The organism is Nocardia arthritidis NBRC 100137, from assembly GCF_001612765.1.
In the GTDB taxonomy this organism is placed as follows: Bacteria; Actinomycetota; Actinomycetes; order Mycobacteriales; family Mycobacteriaceae; genus Nocardia; species Nocardia arthritidis.
On sequence record NZ_BDBB01000020.1, the window covers coordinates 125,514 to 151,074 of the forward strand.

7 protein-coding genes are annotated in these 25,561 nt (G+C 68.5%); 4 read left to right on the forward strand and 3 right to left on the reverse strand.

The features are described 5' to 3' along the window. Positions 1-490 precede the first annotated feature (490 nt). The 3 genes from NA8_RS16810 to NA8_RS16820 all read left to right on the forward strand — a co-directional run bounded on the left by NA8_RS16810 (position 491) and on the right by NA8_RS16820 (position 20,062). Positions 491-1,132, forward strand: a complete 642-nt coding sequence (locus NA8_RS16810) for a hypothetical protein (protein ID WP_063051329.1) — start codon at positions 491-493, stop codon at positions 1,130-1,132. A 9-nt stretch (positions 1,133-1,141) separates the two neighbouring features. Beyond that, a complete protein-coding gene (locus NA8_RS16815) occupies positions 1,142-17,221 on the forward strand; it encodes a helix-turn-helix domain-containing protein (RefSeq protein WP_157106745.1) in 16,080 nt (5,359 codons plus the stop codon). 273 nt (positions 17,222-17,494) lie between these two features. Then, positions 17,495-20,062: a helix-turn-helix transcriptional regulator gene (locus NA8_RS16820; protein ID WP_084466864.1), complete on the forward strand. Its 2,568-nt coding sequence runs from the start codon at positions 17,495-17,497 to the stop codon at positions 20,060-20,062. 248 nt (positions 20,063-20,310) lie between these two features. Here the strand turns inward: NA8_RS16820 and NA8_RS16825 are convergent, their stop codons facing one another. Beyond that, positions 20,311-20,913 (reverse strand): TetR/AcrR family transcriptional regulator, encoded by a 603-nt coding sequence (locus NA8_RS16825; protein WP_063051332.1) that lies wholly within the window; start codon positions 20,911-20,913, stop codon positions 20,311-20,313. 62 nt (positions 20,914-20,975) lie between these two features. Here NA8_RS16825 and NA8_RS16830 point away from each other — a divergent pair, with 62 nt between their 5' ends. Then, positions 20,976-22,346 (forward strand): flavin monoamine oxidase family protein, encoded by a 1,371-nt coding sequence (locus tag NA8_RS16830; RefSeq protein WP_063051333.1) that lies wholly within the window; start codon positions 20,976-20,978, stop codon positions 22,344-22,346. A gap of 417 nt (positions 22,347-22,763) precedes the next feature. Here NA8_RS16830 and NA8_RS16835 read toward each other — a convergent pair whose 3' ends face one another. Further along, the gene (locus tag NA8_RS16835) at positions 22,764-24,083 is read right to left on the reverse strand and encodes a phosphatase PAP2 family protein (protein WP_157106746.1); all 1,320 of its coding nucleotides are present in this window, start codon (positions 24,081-24,083) and stop codon (positions 22,764-22,766) included. Positions 24,084-24,645: 562 nt separating this feature from the next. Then, positions 24,646-25,527 carry a LysR family transcriptional regulator ArgP gene (locus NA8_RS16840; RefSeq protein WP_063051334.1) on the reverse strand — a complete coding sequence of 294 codons (882 nt, stop codon included), beginning with the start codon at positions 25,525-25,527 and terminating at the stop codon, positions 24,646-24,648. Positions 25,528-25,561 lie beyond the last annotated feature (34 nt).

Sequence of the window (25,561 nt, forward strand, 5' to 3'; positions counted from 1 at the left end):
GAACCGGGCTGAGCCCGCAAAGAGTGCTGACCCCGCCGAAGGATCCATCCCCGTCGGACCGCGGACACCGGACGCGCCGGCGGGACGATCCACGCCGGAGGGTGGTCCGCAGCGGGATTCTTCCGGTCGGTCAGCACGCCGTGAGGCGGCCCAGGGGGGAGGCGGACCGGGCGGCGCCAGCCCCGGCAAGCCTGCCGGAGATTCCGGTCGCCGTCCTCCGGCCTCGGCGGTGTTTCCGCCGGCCGCCACGCGGGATTCGCCCCGTGCCCCAGCCGGGCGGCAGGCGGGAGTCGGCCCACCCGGTGGTGTGGGACGGCGGGACACGCCGTGGTCCGGGCAGCCGCCGAGGACGGCTGGACCACCCGCCGGTGCCCAGCCGCGACCCCAAGGTGCTCGGTTCGGTGCTCCGCCGCGGACGCAGAACCCCGCCGCCGAATCACCACGTGGGCGCGATCGGCGTCGCTCCGGCGCGCCCCCGGTCATCCATCCCGTGGTCGGCTGGCTGGCGCGGATGCTGACCGAGCGCCACGGCGTGCGGGTCACGGGCTTCGATACCCCTGGCCTGCAGGTGCCGGTCGTGCGGGGATTCGTGGCCGCCGTGGACCGCGTGCTCACCGACTACCCGGTGATCGCTCTGGATGTCGTCGCGGTCGCGGAGTTCGATGCGGAATCGGGGCCGGTGTGGTGGAGTCCCGAACCACGCGATACGCGGGGGACGGGCGCCGGTCGGTCCATCACCCTCGACCAGCGGACCGCGCAGGAGTGCAGGCGAGCGACGGGAACCGCGGAGTCCGACGCCGAGGCGGCGGAGCCGGAGATCTACCTGTCGACACTCCGCGAATTCGGCAGGGCGCTCGACTTCGTCGGTGGCGGTCTCGCACGCAGGCAGGCGCAGCGCGTCCTGATCGCGGAGTACCTGCGTCTGGAGGCGGGACGGACCAGCACACTCGCCGCGGTGGTCAGCGGTTACCGGCGTTGGCGTGCCGAGCTGGCCGGGGACGCAGAAGAGTTCGATGCGAGCCGGGCCCTCGGGGTCGCATTGGCCGATGTCGTCGTGCGCGGCGACGAGGCGAGCCGCCAGGCGCGAGCACTGCACGCGGTGCTGGTCGATGCGGCGTCGCGGCTGGTGTAGGCGGTGCCGGTGGACGGTTCGTGGTCGCTGAACCCGGTCGTGGAGCTGCGTATGTTGTTCGAGGGTTTGCCCCCCGTGGTGCGGCGCCCGATCGAACTGGTGGTCTTCGGGGGAGACCTGCCACGCGCCGATGTATCCGGAATGCGCTGGATGGCTGCGGAGCTGAGGGCCAAGGCCGCCGCTATGAAGAATCACGCGGATGACGCGGAAAAGCTGCTGGTGCAGGAGGATTCGCTCGGCGCGCTGGGTGACCGGGTGCGCGAGATATTGCATCTGCACCGGGAGGGCGCGGCCAGGCTGCGGGAGGAAGCGCTGGCCTTGGCCGATCAAGCGCACGCGGCCGCCAACGATGCGGAGAAGACGCTGTGCGTGATGTTCGCGTTCGGCGTCGAGCTGGCCTGGCGTATCATCACGACGCTGTCGGCAGCCGCCGCGGCCGGTCCGGCCGGAGAGGTTGCGGCGGCTCCCGTGGTGGAGTCGATGCTGATCGAAGGCCGTGGCAAGGTCGCGTTGATGCGCGCGGGCCTGGAGCAGGCCTACAAGGTGGGCGCGGCGAAGACGGGGGCCCGGCTGTCGGCGTTGGGGCCGTACCGGTTCGCACTCGCGGTCGGCACGGCCGCCGCGGTGCCCGCGAGTGTGGATCTCGCGGTACAGCTTATGCAAGTCGTCTCCGGTGACCGGAATCCGACCGTCAAAGGCCCGAATGGGGAGAACCCGAGGGGTATCGATCTGCAGTCGATCGAAGCCGCGGGAGTGTCGGGCGCCGGTGGTGCGGTGGGCGGCCTGGCCGCGGGCAAGCTCGCGCCCAGAGTCATTCCCCGTCTGGAAACCGGCCGTTCGGCGCTCGGACTGGTGCAGGGGGTCGCGGGTGCGGTGTCCGGTCTGGGTGCGGCGGCCTTGATCACCGGCTGGCCGGAACACTTCGAGGACGTCCTGGCGTCGCTGCTCAGCGGCGGATTCGCCGGAGTCGTGGATGTCCACGGTGGCGGCCACTCGGATCTGGGGTCCCCGCCCGGAAAAGTGGTCGACGGCAGCGGGGGCTACGTCCCTCCGGACCCTTCCACGGTGAGTCTCAGCAAGGATGCCGTGATGCGGCTGGCGGGGGCTCCTCAGGGCACGAAATCGCTGATGCCTGCTGTGGTGGACAGCAACGACGGCGTCCCCCGGCAGCCCGCGAACTCGGCCTCGCCCGGCCACCCGACGGACGCCGGAGTATCGCAGCCTGGGGAGAACCTGTTTTCGTCTGGTCCGCCGGGAGCGACGAACGAGGGCCGGTATGAGCCGGACGAGTCGGGAGATCCGGCGCGGCGCCTCGCCGATTCGGGATCGGGCGAACAGGCTCCCGCGTTGGATGGACACGCGAACGGTCAGGCGCCGGTGGAGGGACAGCCGGGAGACACCGATTCGCCTACCCGAGGAGGACACGGGGCATCGGCAGACCGTGCCGGCGATCGAGCGCCCGGTGTAGACCTTCCCGCCGGTGGTGATGCAGCCTCCGGTGGCGGCACGAAGGCCGGTGGGGCTGCGCAGGGCCGCAGTGGCGATGCGCAGATCGCTGACCCCGCGTACGCCGGTGATCCTGCACAGGATGGCCGCGGAGCGCATGGCGGTGCCGATGCCCATGACGGTGGCACCCACAATGGTGGCGACGCCCGGAATGGCGGCGATGCGCGGGTTGGCGGCACTGACAACACGCGAGCCGGTGACGGCGGCCAGGCCGGTAGTGGCGGTGTGCAAGGTGACAATGCGCAGGCCGCGGGCGTTCCCGGTGCTGATGACAGTGCGCAGCTCGGGAAAAGTGAGGCCGCGGCCGCGGTCCTGTCGAGCGCGGACGGCGACCACTCCGGTTCGCAACAACAGCGATCGGCAGATCACGGCGAGGACGCCGCGCACGTCGTCGACGGCCGGAGCGCCCGGGCTCCGACCGTCGACGGTCCGGCTGGGCACGAGTCGCCGGTTGCGCGGCCGGGCCCGGGTTCGGCGAAGGTCGATCCGCCGGTAGGGGTGGGCGATGCGTCCGTCCGCCACGGTGCGGGCGGTGATGGCCCGGCACGGGTTACGGCACCGAAACCGACGGAGGTACCGCCGGCACACGAGCCGCCGTCCGCGGCGCGCTCCGAGGATGCCGCGCCCGCCGACGCTCGCCCGTCCATGCACGACGGACCCGAGCGCCCGGCGGAGGGGCTGCCAGAGGCTCTGGCGGGACTGCCTTCGGCGGATCCGGCGACCAAGCAGGATCTCACCGCCGAGCAGCAGACGCGGTTCGAAGCCGCGGCGAAGAAGGCGCTGGCGTTGTATCGGCTGCGGCGAGAAGAGCTGGCCGGTGAGTCGTGGGAGCAGCGCAGGCACGCGATGGAGCATGGCAATCGAGTGGAGTCGCTGCTGCGGTACATCGACGCGATGCGCGAGGGGACCGGGAAGACGCCGCGGTGGAACCAGCTCCAGGCCTTCCTGCTCGGCGAGCACGGGTTCATGCGTCAGATGGGCACCGGACAGGGCAAATCCATGGTCGGTGCGCTGGATACGTTGCGGCAGTTGTCGCGTGGAGAGCAGGCGAGCGGTGATTCGGTGCGGGTGCATCATGTGATCACCACGACCGAGGTGCTGGCCAACGAGGGGGTTCGGGAATTCGCGCCGATGCTGCGAAGTCTCGGGTACGAGGTCGCGCGCTGGGATCCGCACGCCCCGCCGGGCGAACCGGACCGGCCGACCGTGTACTACATGACCTACGACGAGCGCGCGACCGCCGAACTGTTCGACCGGCCGCCGCCGGGGAAGACCGCGACCATCGACGAGGCGGACGCGGTACTGGTGCACAACCAGACGGTGCACTACCAGTCCGAGGGGCAGCGAGAACTCGCCTCGGACGTGGAGGCCGCCGGGGTGTACCGGGTGCGTGACTTCTTGAAAGCCGTCCTGCGCAGCAGGATCACGGCGGCGAAGGACCTGTCGGTGCATCTCGAAGAGGCACTCCACGATGGGCCGTTGACAGCGGAGGCGGCCGGGGCGGTGCGGTCGCTGCCGGTGGAAGAGCTCGCCGCGGCACGGACTTTGACGGCGCGGTTGCTGCGCGAGCAACCCGAGCGGTGCCTCGACACCGTGAGCCGGTTGTGGGAAGGCCACACCGGGCGGAAATTTACCGCCGAGGAAACCGAGATGGCCCGTGCCTTCCTGGACGTCCGGTCGGGCCGGTTGAAACTGAATCGAGATTTCCAGATATTCGGACAGGGTTCCGAGAAGAAGGTCCAGATTCTGGACGAGTACGGCAAGCCGCGAAGCGATCCGAAGATCGGCACCGAGAGCCGGTGGTTCGGAGGCCGCCACAAGATGGTGGAGGCGATGTTCGGCGCCCCGGTGTATTCCGATGGGACGGGATCGAAACAGGTCACCGTGGAGGACGTCCTCGCCGGTTACGAACATCTGCATCTGATGTCGGGCACGCTGGAGCGGACCGCGGCGGAGATCAAGGAGAATTTCCCGGTCGAGGGTGGTTTGGCGAAGGTGGAGGACTTCGGCCGGTCGAAACTGACGGGGGAGGAGGATCGGATCTTCCTCAGCGAACCGGACAAATTGCGGGACGCGGTGGGCCGGGTGCAGCAGTTGCAGGCCGAGGGGCGGCCGGTGCTGGTGATCTGCCCGTTCAACGATCTGGCTCGCAAATTCTCGCTGATGCTGACCAAGGCGGGCGTGGAGCACAGCGCGATCGACGCCCGGTGGTTCGCCGAGCACCGCGACAACAATGCCGCCGAAGAGCACCTGCTGTCGGTCAAGGACGCCGCGGGTGTCCGGGGCGCGGTGACCGTCGGCACGGGGATGCTTGGCCGGGGTTTCGATGTGTCGATCAGCGACGAGGTCGATCAGCTGGGCGGGGTGCACGCGCACATGCTGGGGCGTTCGCCGACCAATCCGGACGAGGACCATCAATGGTCGGCGCGCGCGGGCCGCAACGGCCGCAACGGCAGCTTCTGTTTCAACGTAGCCGCGTCCGACCGCCTCTACAGCGAAGCGCGGCAGCACGGTGCGCAGGTCGCGGTCACCCACTACCGGACCGCGGTAGCCAAGCACGCCGAGGCCACCGCGGAATACGCCGAAGCCGCTCGTCGGGCGGGTGACACGGATGCGGCACGACCGGAGGAGGCCGTGCAGGCGGCGCGGACCGAGGTCGCGGCCACCGCGGCCGACGTGCTCGCGGCCGAGCGGGAGATGCGCAGCCTGACCTCTCCCCTGCAGAACGACGCGGCCGACCGCGCGTACCTGCAGCGTGCGATGCGCCGCGCGCACCAAGCCCACGCACCCCCTACCGCAGACGTTACCGCTGCCATGTCGGCGGTATCACCCCAGACCGCCATCGCTCCGGGCCTCCTGCACACCGGGCCGGATACGGTCCATAACGCGCCGGGTCTCGGGCAGGCCAGGACGGATATGGACCGTGCCGCGATGGAGGCCGTGCACGCCGCGCCTGACGCCGTCCAACCGCGCCTGCGGGGGGACCGGTTCGCGCGGCTGGCGGGGTGGCTGGGAATTCCCGCGTCGGTCCAGGCGGCCGCGGCCGTGTTCGACACCGACGATGACGACGACCCGTTGAGCCGATTGCTGGAACGGGCAGGGGTCTCCTCCGCTGCCGTGGAAGCGCTGAACCAGCACCTCGACCACGCCCCGCCCGCGGCGCTGATGCGGGCGGACGCCTTCACCGACGAGCAAGCGCTGAATCATCTGATGCCCCAGCGCAACCGGCTGGCCGCCGAACTCGGCTGGGACCCCGCCCAGGTCGCCGGTGCGGAGGGCGTGCGCCAGGTCGGCGCCGCCGTCGAGACTGCCCGCAGAGAACTGGCGGGCCTGCTGGAGGTTCCCGCCACCGAGGTGAACGCCGCCACCGCACGCGACGGGATCGCCGACGCGGTCGCCCGCCTGCTTGCCCGCGCCGAAACCACCGGCGACCCGGCCACCGAACGCCTCGTTCACGCCGCCTCCACCTACTCGGCCGTCACCGCCCTGCTCGACCTCACCATCGCTGTCCACCAGCGCAGTCCGAAGAGCTGCGTCAACAATGGTGTGACGATGATGCGGGTGCTGTACCCCGAGAACGAACAGGGCTACCGCATGCCCGCCGACATGCCGCTGCGGGGCCACGACGCCGAAGACACCGAACGCGCTTTCGGCGGCGCCTTCCGGGCTTTCGGTTCGCTGGACGAGGCCGCAGCATCGCTGAAGGACAGGCCCGGAGGTAGCCAGGCGCTGGTCTACAAGTGGATGAACAAGGGAGAAGTGGAAAGCCACCTGGTGCTGCTGGTCAACGACAGTGACCGGGCGGATGCCCCGAACCTGCTGGTCTTGGACATCGCGGCCGCCCCCGGAGAGGCTCCGATCAAGCCCGCCGATCTGGCCGGATCCCGCGCGCTGTTGAACAAGGCCGTCCCCTTCCACCAGTGGCAGCGCGAACAGCAGCCGTTCATCGACCAGCTCGGCGAGGGTGACCGGGACGTTTTCGCGATCGAATTCGACAGTGCGGGCCAACCTCTCGCCCGCCTGTCCACGACACGGGGTCCGGTTGTCTCCGCTCGAGGCCCCGGGTCGTCCCCGCCGTCACTGTGGTCGAGTCGCGCCCCACCATTTCGACAGGACCAATTCGCGCTGGCAGGCCATCGCGCAACACTTGACGATCGTCCTGCGGACAGCATCCGCGCGGCCACCCTCTCCGCCGATGCCCAGCGGGGGGCCGAGACTGTGTCGCGGTCGAGTCGACATGTCGTTCCTATCGGCAGCCGACCGCTGTCGGACCCGGAGGACCGCTCCGGGGAGGACGAGCACGAACAGCGCTCCGGACCGCGTGGCCCCGGCGGTCTCATCGGCAGCAGGCCATCGTCCGATCCGGAGGGTGGCGCCGAACGGGAAACGCCGGATGCCGGTACGCCGGAACCGGCCCGGCCGATCAATGTCGGCGAACTCGGCAGCGCGCTGGCCGAGCACGGCGTCGTAGTGGGACGTGCGGCGGCGGTGCGGGTGATGGGTTCGGACTTGACGGGTGGCCGAGATGTCATCGAACTGTCGGTTCCGGAGTGGCTGTACCGGCGGTGCGCGGCCGAAGGCTGGGCGCCGGACGAGGAACAGCGCTCGGTGTTGGCGCGCGGCCGGTTCCGGGTGTCGGTGGGTTGGCCCGGTGTCGGAACCGGGATCGTGGCACACGAAGACCTGGCCGGTAGGTCGTGGCAGCCTGCCGGGGGTGGACCGCGGGTCGCTCTCTTGGCCGACGTCTATGCCTGGATGCAGGAGACGCAGGACCGGGCCTCGGCCGACTGGATCATGGATCACCTGCTGAGTCCGGCGTGTCCGCCGTTGCCCGCCGAGGTGATCGCGCACGAGATCGACGAGGTGACCGAGATCCTGCGGGCGCGGGTGTCGCCCGAACAGCTCGCGGATCCGGAGATCCGGCGCGGGATACGGCTGGCCGCCGAGGGGCTTTTCGCCAATCGGACGCTGTACGGCCATCCCGACATCGGTCGCGCCGACCATCTCCACGACGACGCCTTCGAACTGCGCGAGTTCGGGGTGGTCGCGCTGTACCACAACGGCATGAGCGTAGCCGAGGACCTGCGCCACATCGTGGACAACGGTGTCCTCCAGGGCGCGGACCTGCGCGAGATCATCTCGGCGATAGCCGCCGACGCATGGAGCGATCTCGTCTACGGCGGAGGGAGGCGGGGCGACAACCCCGAGGGCTACGACGAGTTGCGCTCGGCTCAGTTGCTCCATGACCGCGCCTTGTCGCACGGCTGTGACGCGAGTACCGCCCGGTTGCTCGGATTCGCCGTGCACGGCACCGCTTTCGATGAGCGGACCGGAATCCGGATGATCGCCTCACCGGCGGCGGTCGAGGAGATGCGGCGGCGCTGGGGGGAGATGACCGACGGCGAATTCCACACGGCAACGCGAGTTGCCCGGTGGGTCGCCGCCGCGGACCTGCAGACGTTGTCGGAACCCGACGCGGTCGTACGGAGCATCGAATGGGCACTCGAGCACCTCATGTCGTGCCGCTTCGACCCGGGGCGTGTTTTCGAGCGCCCGATGCCCGAAGATTCTCACCTTACTGTTCGTCAAGCCCTGATCAACCGTCTCCGCGGCAATGCGGGTTTCGTACATCCCGACAGCGGATACCGTCCTCCCGACGGGTGGCTGCTGGCGAATCGGGACCTGCGTCGTGAGCACGCCGCGAAGCTGCGGGAGATCGCCGACCGGTTGGCGAGCGACTCGGTCTACACGCCGATGGACGGATACCGCGACGCCCGCACGCATGCGGCCGAGATGCGGGAGAAATACAGCGGTTTTCGTTGGCAGGTGGTCGTCGGGCCCGGCGACCACACGCGGGACCCCGCGCTGCTGGCCGCCGCCGTCGCGACTCGACTGCCCGAACCGGACTTGTCGGGGATGTCGGAGGGCGTGATCGAGGCGATGCCGCGGATCGCGGAACTCGCCCGGGCGGGGGACGCTCCCCTGATCGTCGTGACCTCCTCGCAGGACACCGACGGCCGGCCGCGATTGGTCGCGCAGCTCGACTACACCCGGCCGGACGCCACCGATACCGATCCTGGTGTGACGTCGGAGGAACTGCGCCGCGAGCTGTCCGATGTGGACTGCCGCATCGACATCGAGACCGCCGATCCATTGCCTCAGGGCCAAGTCTGGCATCGTCTCCGTCTCGACTTCGCCAGACAGCGGATTCTGGTGTGCTGCGCCCAGTGGGGGTTGGGCGGAACCGGCATGGCCACGTTGACCGTGGCGCTGTGCCAGGCACTGGCGGAGGCCGGGCACGCGGTGACGGTGCGGACAGGAGAGGTGGGTCGCGCCCCTCGGATCCCCGGTGTGAAGGTGATCGGCCCCCGGGTAAGCGGGTCGTTGGCAGTCACGCGTGAGCGGATGCTGTCCGACTGGGACGAACTGCCGGAATCGATGGATCTGGTGATCGTGCATGATGCGGGCGACGGTCTCGCCGCTGCGCTGGCTGCTGAGGAACGGTACCCCGCAGCGAGACTCGTTCGCATCAACCATCTGACGCCGATGTTGTTTCACACCCTCGGCAACAACCCGGAACGGGGCCGGGCCAAGGTCGCGGCCGATGTCTTTTTGGCGCGGCGGGCACATCTGGTGGCGGGGCTGGGACCGGTGCTCGCGGCCGACGCGCTGTCCTCTGCGGTCATGGCGGGGCACGGCTCGGTGCACGAACTGCAGCCGGGTCTGGTGCCGGCCGAACAGCCGCCGGTCCCCGCGCCGGGTGCCCCGGCCCGGATTCTGTTGTTCGGTCGTGCGGACGACCCGTTGAAGGGGGTTGCGGAGATCGCCCGCGTGGTGCGTCGGCTTCGGGCCGGCGGGCGTGACGTGCGGCTGATCGTGCGCGGTTATCCGAGACGCGGTGTCGAGTCGGCCCGCTCCGAGTTGGTCGGGCTGATCGGCGACCCGGATGCGGTCGAGGTGGCGCCGCGGACGTCGGATCGTGCGGCGTTGCAGGCGGATATTCGTTCGGCGACGGTCGTGGTGATGCCGTCGCGTGCCGAGGGATTCGGCTTGGTCGCCGCCGAGGCGATCGAACAGGGTGTGCCGGTCGTGGTGCCGTCGTCCAGCGGAGTGGGCAGGTTTCTCACCGAGTTGGACGAGTACCGCGAGCAGGCGGAACGGTTCAACATCGTCGAACAGCATCTCGGTGCGGCGCCGGAGATCGGGACTTGGGCCACTGCACTCGGCTCCGTACTCGACGATGTGCCTGCCGCCTGGGCTGCCGCCGGCCGGCTGCAGCGACTGCTGGAGCCGTTCACCCGCAAGCGCAGCGCGAAGATGCTCGTGCATGCCGCCCTGAACACCGATCGACACCCGCGCCGGGACATCCGGCCCTCTCGCGCCCAGGTGACGCTCGAAAACGGACATGTGGTGGTGCGCGGCGAAGGAACCGACTACGAACTGATCCTCGACGTGGCCGACGCGATGGAAACCGATCCCGCGGTGCGGCGGGCCGTCATGGGCTATACGGTCGTGAAGTTCGCGCCGTCGCGGGACCCGCTGCCCATCCGGCTCGCCGCGGCGCGCGTGGACGAGTGGCTGTTCGATCCGTCCGTGATAACCGCTGCGCGGAGCCACGGTTTACGCGCGGGCATCCTGCGGGCGTTCGCGGCGACGGTGGCGGTGCAGGGATTCGGCGCAACCACCATCGATGACGTCTGCCGGCGCGCGCGAATCTCTCGAGACGTATTCCACGATCACTTCCCGACCATCTCCAGCGCCTTGGCCGACGCGCACCGGGAGGCCCGGAGCAATCTGAATCGACTGGTCGTCGACGAGGTGGGCGCCGCGCCGACGTCGAACCGCGCCGCCCGTGTCACCACCGCGGTGAACACGTATGTGAGCGCCTTGGCCGCACGTCCGGCCACGGCCCGCCTACTGCTGGCCGAGGGATTCGCCGCCGACCCGGGAGCGCGCGCCGCACTCACCGTGGGCATGATCGAAGAGATCGCCGCCACGCTCGCGACCGTGTTCGAGGAGTCGATCACGCCGACGCGGGAGCGCCGCGCCTTGGCGGCAGCGATCTACGGCATCCTCGCCGACTGGGCCGTGACCGGCGACGTCACCGCCGTGCCCGCCCTCCGCCGAAATCTCGTCGATCTGCTTCGCAACGGCACGCCGACCCCGGCCGTGGACTCGGCGGCCGACGTCCCGGCCGCGTCCGGGAAGTCGTCTCGGGACCAGCGCAGCCGCTCGGCGCGGCAGGCGGAACCCGACGAGCGGGAACGGATTCTGACACAGCTGATGGCTGTCACGGCCGAACAGGGTTACACCGAGATGTCTCCGGAGACCGTCCAGCGGCGCGCTGACGTATCACCCCGCACATATCGGACATTGTTCTCCGACAAGCAAACCGGTTTCGAGGCCGCGTGCGCGGCAGCCGTCGAACGCGTGCGGACCGCCACCCGCGCCGCCATGCCGGAGGCGGCGGCCGACGACCTGCTGTCACGGCTGCGGGCCGCCGTCCATGCCTACCTCACCGCGCTCGCGGAGCATCCGGACGAAGCCCGCCTGCTGCACCTGAACCTGCTGGCACCCGGCCCCGGATCGCACCAGCCGCACGACCGGCACCAGGCGATGCTGGCCGAGCACTTCAACGAGGTGGTCGAGGATATCGACGCCCGCACCGCCCGGCTCCTCGCCTCCGCCGTCGCGGGGATCGTCACCGATCGGATCCTCTCCGGCCGCACCGGAAGCCGGCGGTCCGCCGACGGAGAGTCGGAGCGGATCACGACCCTGGCCGCATTCGCACCGACGGTGACGGCCGCGGTCGGATCTCTCCTCCCCGGCAGCGGCTGGTCACGGAGTGGATCGGCCGTGTCGGCACCGGATATGTCCGGACAGCAGGTGCCCGCAACGGTGGCGCGGCGGCATGAAGAACGATCCGACAACCAACCGACGACAGGTCGCAGCGATGGTCCGGCCGGCCTGATCGGCAGCCGGCCGCGGGAAGAGAATCCGTCCAGCGGCGGCGCGTCCGCCGGTCCCGAGTTCCAAGACCTGGTGCTCGCGGGCAGGGAGTCCGGAACAGCGGAACGTTCGCTGGTAGAGGATGCGCCGGGAGTGCGGGTCGAGTCGGTGACCTTCGGCAACGGTACCCGGGTGTTCGCGGAGACCTACACCGATCCTGTCGTCGCTATCGAGCAGGTACTGCAAAGGAAGGTCGCCGCGATCATGGACGCGCCGGTAGCGCCTACCTGCCTGATTCTGGAGGACGACACCGTCTATCGGGAGATCGTTCCCGGGCGGCCGGGCGACAGCCTGCGGGCACTGGACCGCGGGATTCTCGACTCGGGCTCGGCCGGGCGACTCGGCCTTTTCGACGCGGTGACCAGGACGAACCGTGCCGCGCGAAACTGGAGTGTCGGTCCGGACAACGAGGTGCGAGGTGGTCGCGCCCCATCCGCGATCAACGCGACGCCGACCGGTGAATTCGCCGCGAAGTTCGTGCGGGAAATCGAGGGGCGCGAGGAGTGGCAGCACCACGGCATGCCGAGGTCGGAACTCTCGGGCATTCGGGAACAGGTGGCGTACCTGCAATCGTGGATCTCGGATCTTCCGATACCCAACCAGTACAAGCCCGCGCTGCATCACATACACGGCCGGTACATGGACGCGCTGGCGGAGATCGAGTGGCACGCCGTGCGCACGCCGGACGAGGTATTGCGTGGCGCCGGGCTGGACATCCAAGCGCAGGCCAAGGCGCGGCTGGTCGAGGCGTTCAATCTCGACTACCCGTACATCACGATCGCCGGGTTCGAACATCCGGATGTTCCTGCCCACGTCGTCGAGGAAATTCTCGGCGGGCTGGCCGAGATGCTCACCAGGTTTCCGGGCCGTACCAACATCAGAGGCCTGTGGATCGATTACCTGGGCAACGAGAACGCCGGAGCCGCGTCCTTCGCCCAGCGCGACTCCGAGTCGACGTTTCGAACCGTGGCAATACAGTTCAGCTTGCGCAATGCGAGCAGGCCGGCGTGGACTGTCGAACGCGGTATCGAGCTGCGAGAGCGCGGTTTCAACCCAGTCGGTGACCGACCGTTCCACCACGATGCGGTCCACGAATTCGTCCACGCGATCGATGCCCTGGAGCTGCTGTCGGGCAGCCTGGGGCAGGTGCTGGAGGAGAGTTGGTCCCGGCTCCACGAACTCGGCCTGATCCGCGAACCGAAGCAGACCTGGCTCGCGCGACTGCCGGTATACGCCTTCGTCGACGAGACCAAAGCGACACTGCGAGAATACGAGGCCCTTGCCGTCGGATTCGCCGAGACGGACATTCACGGCGCGGCGGTCGGCACGCCGCAGTGGGTGATCCACGAGTACGTCACCGCCGGTCGGCCACCGCGGATCACCCACGACCTCGTCGTCGATCTCCCCGCGCAGGAAAATCGACCCGGGAACCGGCCGGACACGGGCAACCACGGATTCATCGGCAGCAGACCGTCGAAGCCCACCCCCGAGCGGCCGGATCGGGCGTTCACCAGCGATGCACGTGTCCTCAACGACGAAGTGCGGGCCGGGCGAGGACCGCTTCGTGGTGAGCATTTCCCGGTGCCGGGGTTGCGGATGAAGAGCAACGATCCCGGCGGGAACGCGGCCTTGCGAATGTTCTCGCTCTGGCAGGCGTACGTGGCCAATCGCGGATTGGGAAAGCTTGTCAGCCGGTGGGATTCGGTCGTGACTCCGGCCGGGGGCCGCAGGGCGCTGGCGGAGCTGTACTTCTGGATATCGCACCAGCGCTACATGCGGCAGGTCTGGGCCGTCGAGCGTGACCCGAGCGTGGTGGGGGAACACGGGGAAAGCCATCCCGACTACTTCCGCACCAGGCTGGGCGACGACGCGCCCAACATGGACATGGTCGGGCACCTGCCCGGTCTGCGCGCCGGGGTTCGCCGCGATCCACGAACCGGCAAGTGGCACGGCGGCGTGGGGACACCGGCGTTCTGGACCACGCTCGCGATCGGACGTCTCGTCCGAAGCAGGATGGACGTAGAGGCGCCGGGCAGCACGGTGTTGCAGAACGTCGTGGAACTGCCCAGTGGCGACCGTGTCGACGGGAATGTCCTGTGCGCGCTCGAGCGTGGCCGGTTCGTGATCGAGACGGCGTTGGCCGGCGACCAGCGGAGGATCTTCGATGCCGCCCTGGCCGAACTGGCCGCGGCTGTCGGCCAGCGGTCGCAGCAACCGTCTGCCGATGTGCTGCGTCGTTTCGCCGATGCGGTCTACCTGCTGTTCCAGGCGCCGCTGATGACGCGGGGCAGCGACGCGACGATTCGGACGTTCGCGGCGACAGTGTTCACCTTCGCCTTCGGCCGGCCGATCCGCCTACCGCACGACATCGATCTGCAGGCCATGTCGAGGCGGCAGCCGGACTTCGTCGAGTGGTTCGCCGCAGCGCTCGACCGGGGTCTGCGCGGGACCGGCGACTCGGAGGCGGCGGGTCGCGTGGACGCACGAAGGGGGATGGCGGACCGTCCGTCCGGATTCATCGGCAGCAGGCCGGGGGAGCAGTCCGATCCGTCGGTGGACGCCGCGCGGGGCACGTGGCTCAAGGCGTTGCGGCTCGAACAAGGGAGGAAGCAGAAGGATGTTGCGCAAGCGGCAGGTCTCACCAATGCCGCACTGTCCAATATCGAGAACGGGCGACGGACAACGCTCGGCACTTTCCAGCAGGTTTGCCGCGTGCTGGGAGTCGAGGATGCGGAACTGACCGAGGTCACTCGGCGGTTCTACCCGGAGGTCGAACTCGAAACCGACGCTGCCGCGCATGATTCGCCGGGTGGCTGGGTTGCCGCGCACCGCAACAACCGGGGCATGACCAAGGCCGACCTCGCGCGCGCGGTCGGAGTGACGCCGACGCGGATCGGGGAAATCGAGAACGGGGACCGCCCGCCACCGAACGTGTTCTTCCGGATTGCTCGCGCATTGGGCGTGGAACAGCAGGCACTGGCGGAGGCCACGCGTAGCCTCTATCCGGATCTCGTACTCGATCTCGACCCGACGGCGCACCATCCCGCCGCACCCGGTAACTGGATCATGGCGCTGCGGCACGGCAACGACTCGACCCAGGCCGAGGTGGCACGAGCCGCGGGCACATCGGCGGGATACCTCGCCGGAATCGAGGGCGGGGAATACAGTCCGAGCTCGATCATCTTCCGGCGACTCTGCCGGGCGCTGGAAGTCGCGCCGGAACTTCTGCGCACAGCCACGCACCACTTCTATCCGGATCTCGTGCTCGGTGTCGACCCGACGGCGCACGATTCCGTGTCGCCCGGCAGCTGGATCGTGGCTCTGCGTCACGATCGGGATATGACCAGGCCCGATCTCGCGAACGCGATCGGGCCCGGCTGGGGTCATCTAGCCCATATCGAGAGCGGAAACTATGCGCCGAGGTTCGCGGTTTTCCGGCGGATCTGCGAGGTTTTGGGCATCGATGACGTATTGCTGCGGGTGGCGACTCGGCACTTCTATCCACACATCGATCTCGACCTCGAGCCGGCGGCACACGACCTCGGCGGATGGATCACCGCGCTGCGTAACGACCGGGACATGAGCCGCGCCGAACTCGCCCGTGTGACCGGTCTGTCCACGAAGTACCTGGCACAGGTCGAGACCGAGAATCGACGCCCGCTGTATGGCACGTTCCGGCGGATCTGCCGAGCGCTGGGCGTCTCGGGTGGCTTGCTGATCCAGGCGGTGCGGGACTTCTACTCGGATATCACCGCCGATATCGATCCCGCTGCACACGAATCGCTGGGGCGTTGGCTTGCGGCGCTGCGTCACGACGAAGGAATTTCGACATCTGAGCTCGCGCGCCGAGTGCGGACGCCTCGCAGCACTCTTTCCAGTATCGAGAACGATCGCTATCTGCCGCGGCTGAGGAAATTGCGACAACTGTGTCGAGCGCAGGGCGTCGGCGGCGAGTTGTTGCTGGAGATCGTCGAGCGATTCTATGCGGATCGTTACGAGCGGTCCGGCTATCGAGACGAAGAAGAACTGTTCAAACAATATGTTGTGACTCGGGTGGGGTCGCCGGAAGAGAAAGCGGCCCAGGACAAGATTTTCGAAAGATTCGCGTGGGTGCCGAAGGCGGTGGCGCGTCGCGAATCTCCGGATATCCGTGACGACGCGGAACAGGCCGCCTGGATCGGAATGCTGAGCGCGATGAGCAACCACGTTCCGTCTGCGTCGTTCGCGGCTCATGCGTGGGCCGGTTGCCGCGGCGCGGTGTTCCGGTACCGTCTCGCGCTGCGATTCCCCGATCTCGACAACCGCACACGGAAACTCGTGAGCACGGTGGAAGCGCAGATCTACAGGATGGTCTCCGCGGGTGCGGCGCTCGAGGACACCGAGATCGCGCGGGGAGCGGGAGTGAAGCCGGCCGATGTCGCGTTGGCCCGGGAGATTCTGGCTAGACCCACGCTGCGGCTGGATGCGCCGATCAGCGGCAACGACGGGTCGCCGCGCCGGGAGTTGGCCGACCGGGCTTCGGCGGGGTTCGCCGACACCGACTTCGCGATGACGGTCCGCTCCGCGCTCGCCGACCTGGCCGACCCGGCCATCGCGGAGCGGCTGGTCATGCTTCATCTGGTCGAGGGCATGTCCTTGGCTCGCGCTGCCGAGCGGCTGGGGTTGCCTGTCGGTGCTGCGGCAGACGTTCTCGCCGACGCGGTCGTCCGGTTGCGCGGTGCATTCGACCATCGTGCACACGCCGACGTCACCATGAGTGAGCAGAGTCCGCCGACGCCGTGGAGCAAGACGAAGGCCGACCCGGACCAGCCGTCGACTCCACCGGTTCGGCGCGGCGATTCCGCGCCGGAGGAGGGCACGAATAGGCCGGGCGGATTCATCGGGAGCAAGCCGACCGAACCCGGCGAGTCTTCTCGTAGGCATGTATCGGGGGAGTCGCCGCGGACGACGCCATGGTCGCGCCTCTCGGACGGTGACGCCCACGATGGTGTCGGCGACCTGACCGAGGAGGCCGCCACCGATCCGCCCGACGGGGCCGCTCCAGCCGCAGCGTGGCCGACACCGAACGGCGATCAGCCGTTCCGGCGGTGGTTGAAGGCTGCTCGCCTGGCTCGCGGACTGACCCAGTCCGGATTGGCCGCTCGCATGGGCGTGGCCGATTCGGCGACATACATCGGTTCGCTGGAGCGCGGCGTGGCGATCACCAGGGAGATGGCAGTGCGTCTGCTGGAAGGCCTGGACGCTCCCGACGAGCTGGCCGACGCAGTTTTCCGGGAGTATTTTCCGGACGAAGACGGCGAATTTCCCGACCCCCGGTCCGACGGGTTCCGCCATCCCAAAGACTGGATCATCGCCGCTCGCACGAGTAGGGGACTGTCACGCGCGGAGCTGGCCGCACGCGCAGGTGTCGGCCTGACGGGTTTGAGTCAGAAGGAGCGTGCGCACAACCCCCGAGGCGAATCCGGCATCAGCCCGAGGTATGCGCTGCGCCTACTCGCCGGACTGGACGCCCCGGGCGCTATCGTCGCGGCGTTCATGAGTCGCTTCTATCCCGGCTCGGAAATGCCGCGCTGAGGTGCCCGGGTAGGTTTTTCTCGGACCGCGAATTTCACCTTCGGCCCCGAACTCGTCCACGAATCATCGGTGCCGCTGTAATGCCTGAAGAGATCATGAAAAGTCGATCTCCGTAAGCTGCGTTACTTCGTCGACGCAGCGGAATAACTGCATTTCGGTCGACGCAGCGGAAATTCGAATCGAAGCATTCGAGAGAACGCCGGGTTGCCGGAGAATTGGCCGCGGCAGTGTGCCCCGGCACCGTCCCATTCCTTCTTCCGCTAGGCTGCCTGTATGTCGGCAGGACGAACTTCTGTCAGTGGATTGCCGCCCGCGGCCGCCAGCGATTTCGTGGGCCGCGATCGGGAGTTGGAAGGAATCAGGATGGCGTTGCTGGGCAATACTCGCCTGGTGACATTGATCGGTGCGGGTGGCATCGGAAAGACCCGATTGGCGACCGAGGCTGTGCAGCACTTCCAACGGGCGCGGCGCGTCCCGGTGCACTGGGTACGACTGGCGGTGCTTGCCCCGGGCGCGGAGGCGACAGCGGTGGAGGAACAGGTCGCGGGCTCGGTGATCGAGGCCGATTTCTCCGGGAGGTCGGCATGGGACGCGGTACTGGACACGCTGCGCCGCCGAGACGGAGCCGGGCGCGATGTGCAAACGATCCTGGTCATGGACAACTGCGAACACGTCCTCGACGGTGCGGGCGCAGTGATAGCCGGCCTACTCGACGCCGTACCGGGCCTCACCGTGCTGGCCACCAGCCGCGAGGCGATCGGGTGGGTCGACGAACAACTCGTGCCGGTGCCCGCGCTATCGCGTGAGCAGGCGCTGGCCTTGTTCCGCGCCCGCGCGGACCTCGTGGGGCATACTCTCGCCGAGGAGGAAACCGACCTGGCCGCCGCGATCTGCCGGCATGTCCACAATCACCCGCTCTATATCCGGCTGGCGGCGGCACGTCTGTCTCGTCAGCCGCTGCCGATGATCCTGCGTGACCTCAGCGGTGAGGCGGGCGATCGGCGATTGCAGTGGCGGAACGGACCCAGAGTCGGGGCGGACGTGCGGCACCAGGGTATCCGCGATGTCATCGCTTGGTCCTACGATCTCTGCCGGGACAAGGAACGGCTGTTGTTCGACCGCCTGTCGGTGTTCGCGGCCGGGTACGACATGGGCAGCGACAACCCCGACGCGGCCGGACAGGATGTCGGCGCCGAGCTGGAAGCCATCGAAGCGGTCTGCGCCGACGACGAGCCCGTCCGCGAAGGCGGATTGGCCCCGGCCGAGATCGAAGACCTGCTGGTGCGGTTGGTGGATCAGTCCCTGGTGTCGATCCACTTAACCGAGACCACGGTGCGTTATTCGATGGCCGAAACCATTCGTCTCTTCGCCCAGCAACGCCTGCGGGACCACGGCGCGGAAGCCGACCGGCTGGCGCGCAGGCACCGGCGCTACTACCGCGACAAGGTGGCCGCGGCCCGTGCCGGCTGGTTCGGGCCCGACGAGCAGGCGCTGCTCGATTGGGCGCGAGCGGCCTGGGACAACCTACTGGTCGCCATGGAGAGCAGTATCGCCACGCCGGGCGAGGCGGCGGTCGGACTAGAGATCGCTGCCGGGCTGATCGCCTTGCGCATCCCGTTCTTGACCGGCTCACTGCGGGAGCCGCGCCGGTGGGCCGAGCGGGCGCTGGTGGCCACCCGGGACCTCGACCCCGAGCCGGTTTCGCTGCAGGTCGGGGCGATGTCGCTGATTGCCTGGATCAGTATGTGCCAGGGGATGCACCAAGACGCCGAACGGATGCTCGACGAATGCGTCGCCCGCTGCGTACCCGGCGACGCAGACCGATTGCGCTGGCGCGCGGAACCCGAAGTGGACCTCGGGCTTCCCGGTGCGGTCGAATTCGCCCGAGGTGCCGAGCTGATGCTGATCCGCTGCGATACGCGGGCGATCAACGTCCTGGCCCGGGCGCGGGCGCGTTTCGCCGCCGAGGGGGACGAGGGCGGTGCGGCGATGAGCGAAATGTTCGAAGCGCTGGCCACCGCGTTCTTCGGCACTGCCGAACAAGCGCTGGAAACCTGCCGCTCCCATCTCGGCAATGCCGAGCGCTCCGGTGCCCGATGGGCGATCTGCTGGGCGAAGCTGGCATGGGTGATCGCGTCTAGTAAGCACGGCGACATGGACGAGGCGCTTGCCGTCGGGCGCGCGACATTGTCGGATCAGCTCGCGATGCGCGACAGGTGGGGCGCGGTATGGGCCGTGCACATGCTGGCATGGACCCTGGCCCGCATGGTCGGCGCCATCGGCGATGAACCGTTCGCAGCCGCGACGGCCCGGGCGCGCGATATCGCACGCCTGCTCGGCGGCGGGACCACGCTTCGCGAGGAGCTCGGCGTGGACATCACCCACCTCGGCCCGTTCGCCACCGAGACCGAATTCGCCGCGGACACCGCCCGAAGAGTATTGGGCGACGACGCCTTCGCGGAGGCCGAACGAGAGGGTGCGATGTTGCGGCCGGAGTCGGGCGAAGTGGCGCAGCTGGCGCTAGGCAACCTGTCCATGGACAGGCTGCCCGTCGAACATCCGGTCCGGCGCAGCCGCCCCTCGCCGTGGCAGCAACTGTCGGAGGCCGAACAGGAGGTCGCCGTACTTGCCGCGGCGGGGTGGACCAACACGGCCATCGCTGCCCGGCGCGGCAGCTCCTTCAAGACTGTCGACGCTCAAATGGCCGCCGTACTACACAAATTGATGATCGACTCCCGCGCGGCTATCCGCTCTCTGGTACCTACCGATCGACAGGCCCAGGTGAGCGCCGAGGCCGCACGCAGGCCACAGCGCGGCCGTCCGAATCCTCGTCTCCGCTGACCGGACGAAGAAGGCCGATCGGGTCGCGCCGGTCGCGAAGCGTCGGACACCCCCGATCCGGCGGCAACACAGCGTAATTCGGGGGCCTCTGCTGTACCGGTGAGAACATCAGGTGTGCGATCCATCGCTGGTCGGACCGGCCACGGGTGTCACGACCGTTGGTGTGCAGACGGCAGTCATGGTCCTGAAGTGGTCAATCGTGCACCAGGTGGGGAGCCCTTGCTCACCTCGCTGGTTCGCCGCTGGCCTCAGTTACCTGTTTCGGGCGTGACCAGTCCGTTGAGGAGTGCGCGAGCCAGCTCAACTGCCCGGGCGCGGCCGTGTGTCAGGTCGTCGGATTCGGCGATGCTGAGGGACATTTCGGTGAGCGCGCCGTAGAAGGCGCTGGCGAGCAGTTCGGGCGGATGAGGCTGGATTCGGTCGGCGTCGAGCAGATTGTGCGCAGCCTCCACCACCAGGCCGCTGAGGTGGCGCTGATCGAGTTCGCGCCAGCGCCGCCAACCCAGCGCGATGGGGCCTTGCAGCAGGACGACGTGGCGGTAGAGGGGCTCGGTGCAGATGTCGAGGAAGGTCTCCATGGCCCGTTCCACGCGTTCCACCGGATCGGTCGAGGAGTCGATCGCGGCTCGGATGCGTTGGGCTGCTTGTTGTTCGAGGTCGTCTATGACTGCTTCGAACAGTCCCTTCTTGCCGTCGAAGTGGTGATACAGCGCGCCGCGGGTCAGGCCGGCGGCGCGCACCAGTTCCTCGGCCGACAGATCGGCGTACTCCCGTTCGGCGAACAGGCGTGCGGCGGTGTCGAGCAGTGTTTGCCGGGTGTTCTCGACGTGCTTGTCACGCAACGACTCCATACGTTATGTTTAACACATACAGAATGTATGACAGATACGTGATGCATGAGAGAAGCGGTGGCATGGACAAGTCAGTGGACGTCGTCATCGTCGGCGCCGGTACCGCGGGGCTGGTCGCTGCCCGTGACCTCGTGCGCAGCGGATCCGACGTGCTGGTACTCGAGGCACGGGGCCGGGTGGGGGGCCGCCTGCTCAACGCCGAACTGCCCGGTGGCTCGCCGATCGAGGTCGGCGGCCAGTGGGTCGGCCCGACCCAGCATCAGGTGATGGCGCTGATCGGGGAGCTGGGACTGCGGACCTATCCCACCCACACCGCCGGGCGTCACATCGCCGAGCTGGGCCGCTCGCGCTCGGAATACACCGGCCGTATCCCACGGGTGAACCCGCTGACGCTGCTCGACATCGCCCAGACGCAGCTGCGACTGGACCGGCTGGCACGTAAGGTCGTCCGGACCGAGCCGTGGGAGTACGAACTGGCAGAGTCCCTGGACGCGCAGACCTTCGACACCTGGCTGCGAAACCACGCCCGCACCACCGACGGGCGGGCCTTCTTCCGATTGGTCACCGAGGCCGTGTTCTCCACCGGCCCCGAGGATATGTCGGCGCTGTGGGCGAACTTCTACATCGGCGCCGCCGGGGGCCTCGACGCGCTGATCAACGTCACCCAGGGGGCCCAGCAGGACCGGGTCGTGGGCGGCACACAGACGATCGCGCTGGCCATGGCCCAGGAACTCGGGGACCGAATCGTCCTCGACAGTCCGGTGACCGAAATCGATTGGGACGAGTCCGGAGTGCGGGTCCGCGCCGACGATGTCACCGTGCGTGCGCGCCGCGCCGTGATCGCGGTGCCGCCGCCGCTGGTCGCCCGCATGCGGTTCATCCCGGGTCTGCCCGGTGATCGTGACCAGCTCCTGCAGCGGATGCCGATGGGCCGGGTGATCAAGGTCAATGTCGCCTACGACGAACCGTTCTGGCGGGCCGAAGGCTGGAGCGGACAGGCCAACAGCGACCGCCGCGCTCTGGGCACCGTCTTCGACAACACCCCCTTCGCCGACGGTCCCGGTGTACTGGTCGGGTTCCTCGAGGGCCGCCACGCCGACGCCAGCGCGCGACTGAGCCCGGCCGACCGGCGCGCGCTGGTGCTCGGGGATCTGGCCGGATACTTCGGCCAGCAGGCGAATAAACCGATCGATTACATCGAAAAGGACTGGGCCGAAGAGGAATTCAGCCGCGGCTGTTACGGCGCGTTCACCACCCCCGCAACCCTGACCCGCTTCGGGCCCGCGCTGCGCCGCCCGATCGGCCCGCTGCACTGGGCGGGCACCGAGACCGCCACCCGGTGGCCCGGTTACATCGACGGTGCCGCCGAGTCCGGCCACCGCGTCGCCGAGGAGATCAACAACATCCTGGCCGGCATCGCAGCGAGCAAATGACGGCAAACACCGTCTCGTTGCACAAGAAGAGATTCTGACATCCGGCCACCGCCGATGCGGTTACCCTCGCCGAATCGGCCAGGGCCGGATATCCCGGCGCCAGCCCCCGCGCAGGCATCGGCCATCAGTTTCTGGTGGCGTCGGCGACGGTGTCACCGCTACGGCGCAGGTCGGGGTCGACAACGTCGGTCTGCCACAGGGCCTATCGATAGCTGTCGAGCGCATCGCCTCCGTACCGCACCACCGTCATATGCCGACTATTCTCCTGCGTTGTCGCGACCTCCATGCCGGCGAACATGAACGAGCTGCGGTCGCCACTGCTCGGCTTGCTCGTTCTTCTTCGGTGCGCCTGTGGTGTTGGCGGTGGTTGTGACCGCGTGTTCGCAGCCGGTCGAGGGATCCGTGCGGATTCTTCGATCAAGCCTGGGCATGGCGAACGTGCGCCTGCGTCGACTGACCAGAGGTCTCGACGGGTTCGACGACCAACCAGGCGATCGCTGTCCATATCGTTGCCAATAGGACCGCGCCGATGATGTCGGTGGGGTAGTGCGCACCGGCGTAGATTCGCTGCACGCCCACCAGCCCGGGGATCAGGATGATGGCGGCGGACAGAAGCCGATACCGTCGTCGGCGGGTGGTGGCCCACAGGAGTGCAGCGGTGGCTGAGTAAAGCGTCAGCGAGGCGGCGACGTGTCCGGAAGGGAAGCTGGCAGTGGGTGGCAGGTCGGGATTGAGGTGCGGAACCTGGGGGCGGTCGCGGTCGACGATCGCGGCGGTGGTGAGAAACAGCGTGATCTCACCCAGAAGCGCGCTGCCGAGGAACAACACCGGGCGCCAGCTGCGCAGGACGCCCACCGCCAGCGCGGCGACGATCAGGGCGACCGTGATGACCGCGGTGGTATTGCCGAGTTCGCCGAACACGCCGAGGACGGAGGTGAGCGTCGGGTCACGGTGCTCGGCAAACGTTTCCACGACGCTGTGATCCCACCGCCGGACAGGGTTTTCGGCTTCCGGGGTGCGCACCAGCATGCCGATTCCGACGAGCCCTCCGACGAGCAGCACCCACGCAACCGCGAGTTCGCCGATTCCTCGCCATGGGTGGGGAAGGGTGGGCGCATGCCGAAGCGGGACCGGCCGCAAGTCGTCTTCGTCGGCCGGTGGTACGTCACCGGGCAGCGGGCCCGCGTTGCCGACTCGGGCGTCGCCCCGCCATCGGTGGAACGCGACGGTGGCCAGCACGAGCCACAGCGACCCGAGCAGCCAGCCCGCGAGGACGTCGGTGAGGTAGTGCGCGCCCAGCGCTATCCGGCTGAGGCCGACGGCCGCCACGATGAGGACCGCGAACACGGCCACCGCGCGGCGTGGGCCCGCTGGCAGGATCGGTGCGAAAACCAGCAGGACAACGCCGTAGCACACCAGTGAGCTCATCGCGTGTCCGCTGGGGAAGCTCCACCCGTCGGTGCTGTAGACGGGAGTCTCCACCACCGGACGTAGCCGGGCGACAAGCTCTTTGACGATCGGGTTGAGGATCAACCCACCGGTGCCTGTGATCACCACGTAGACAGCAAGGCGTGGTAGACGACGAATGAGCAGCCAGAGCCCGCAGACGGCGAGCACCAGGACCAGCGTGCCGGTCCCGCCGAGATCGGTGATGCCGGTGAGGATGTTCCGCAGAATCCTGTGCTCGGCCACCACGGAGACCAGGCTGTCGGTGACCGCCTGATCCGCTGTCTGCATCGGTTCCCACCGTGTCCGGACCAGCGCTGTGAGCACACCGAACCCGATACCGACGGCCACAGCGCCCAACAACGCCGCGGCACTGCGGACAGCGAATCGTTCGGCGGCCGCGGCCTCACTCCGAGGGGCCGGGCCGCCAGGGCGGTCGGCGCCCGTCGCGGCATCCCCGTCGTGGCGGTCGGCAGACAACACAACACCTCCTGCGATCGTGCGAGACCCCGCCGTGCAGCGAAGACCCGCGACAGGTCACCAGAGAACGTCCGGGTCCGGATCGTTCGTTGTCCACGGTTTCCCGAAACGAGCGGCCGCAATCAATCCGGATAGGTCACGGTCGACAACTTCGCGATGTCCCCGACCGAATCCCGATCCCGCCGTTTCGGAAACCGGCGTACAGGGCGAGTCTTCTGTCTCTCGCGCAGTGACGCGGGATCTGGGACTCGTCTTTCACCGCGACGGCTCCGCGTCGTTGCGGTGGTGGGCGGCCGAACAGGCCAGCACCAGCACGACCTTGCCCGCAATGGTTCGGAAAGCGGAATACGATGCCGGGCAGCACAACTCGTGTTCAGCGGAGCACGTCCGCTGCTTCGGCCGCGATGGCGGCGGCGACGGCGCCGAGGGCAGGGGAGTCCAGCCGCCACTGCTGCCAGTACAGCGGGACATCGATGACTACGCGGGGATCGATCGAGACCAAACGGCCGGCGGCCCGGTCCCCGCGGGTCTGCAGGTCGGGCAGCATGCCCCAGCCGAGCCCCAGCCGGACCGCCTCGGCGAATCCTGTGGAGGACGGTACGTAATGGCGCGGCGGATCCAGCGGTTTGCGACCGCGTCTGCGCAACAGGCGATCCTGTAGGTCGTCTTTGCGGTCGAACAGCACGACCGGAGCGGCGGCATAGGCTTTCGCGGTCGCGCCGTCGGCGAACCAGGCGGCGGCGAACTCCGGGCTGGCCATCGGCCGGTAGCGGATCGCGCCGAGCCGCTCGACCTTACAGCCCTGCACCGGTTGCGCGGTCGCGGTGATCGCCGCCATCACGGTGCCGTCACGCAGCAGGCGCGTGGTGTGCTCCTCGTCCTCGCGATGGATCTCGAAGCACACGCCGCGCGGCGCGCGGCCGAGAGCGGGCAGCACCCAGGTCTCCAGCGAGTCGGCGTTGACCGCGATCGGCACCCGGATCGGACCGTCGGCGGGCTCGCCGCCGAGTTCGCGCGCGGTGTCCCCCGACAGCAACTGGATCTGCCTGGCCAATCGGAGCACCGCCAGCCCGGATTCGGTGGCGCGCACCGGTTTCGTGCGTTGCACGAGGATCCGGCCCGCGGCGTCCTCGAGTGCCTTGATGCGCTGACTGACCGCCGACGCCGTCACGCTCAAGCGCCGCGCCGCCGCGTCGAAAGTCCCCTCGGTGATTACGGCGTCGAGTGCGCGAAGCTGGTCGAGTTGCAGATCCATATCAAGAAATGCTAATGATACTTAAGAATCTTTA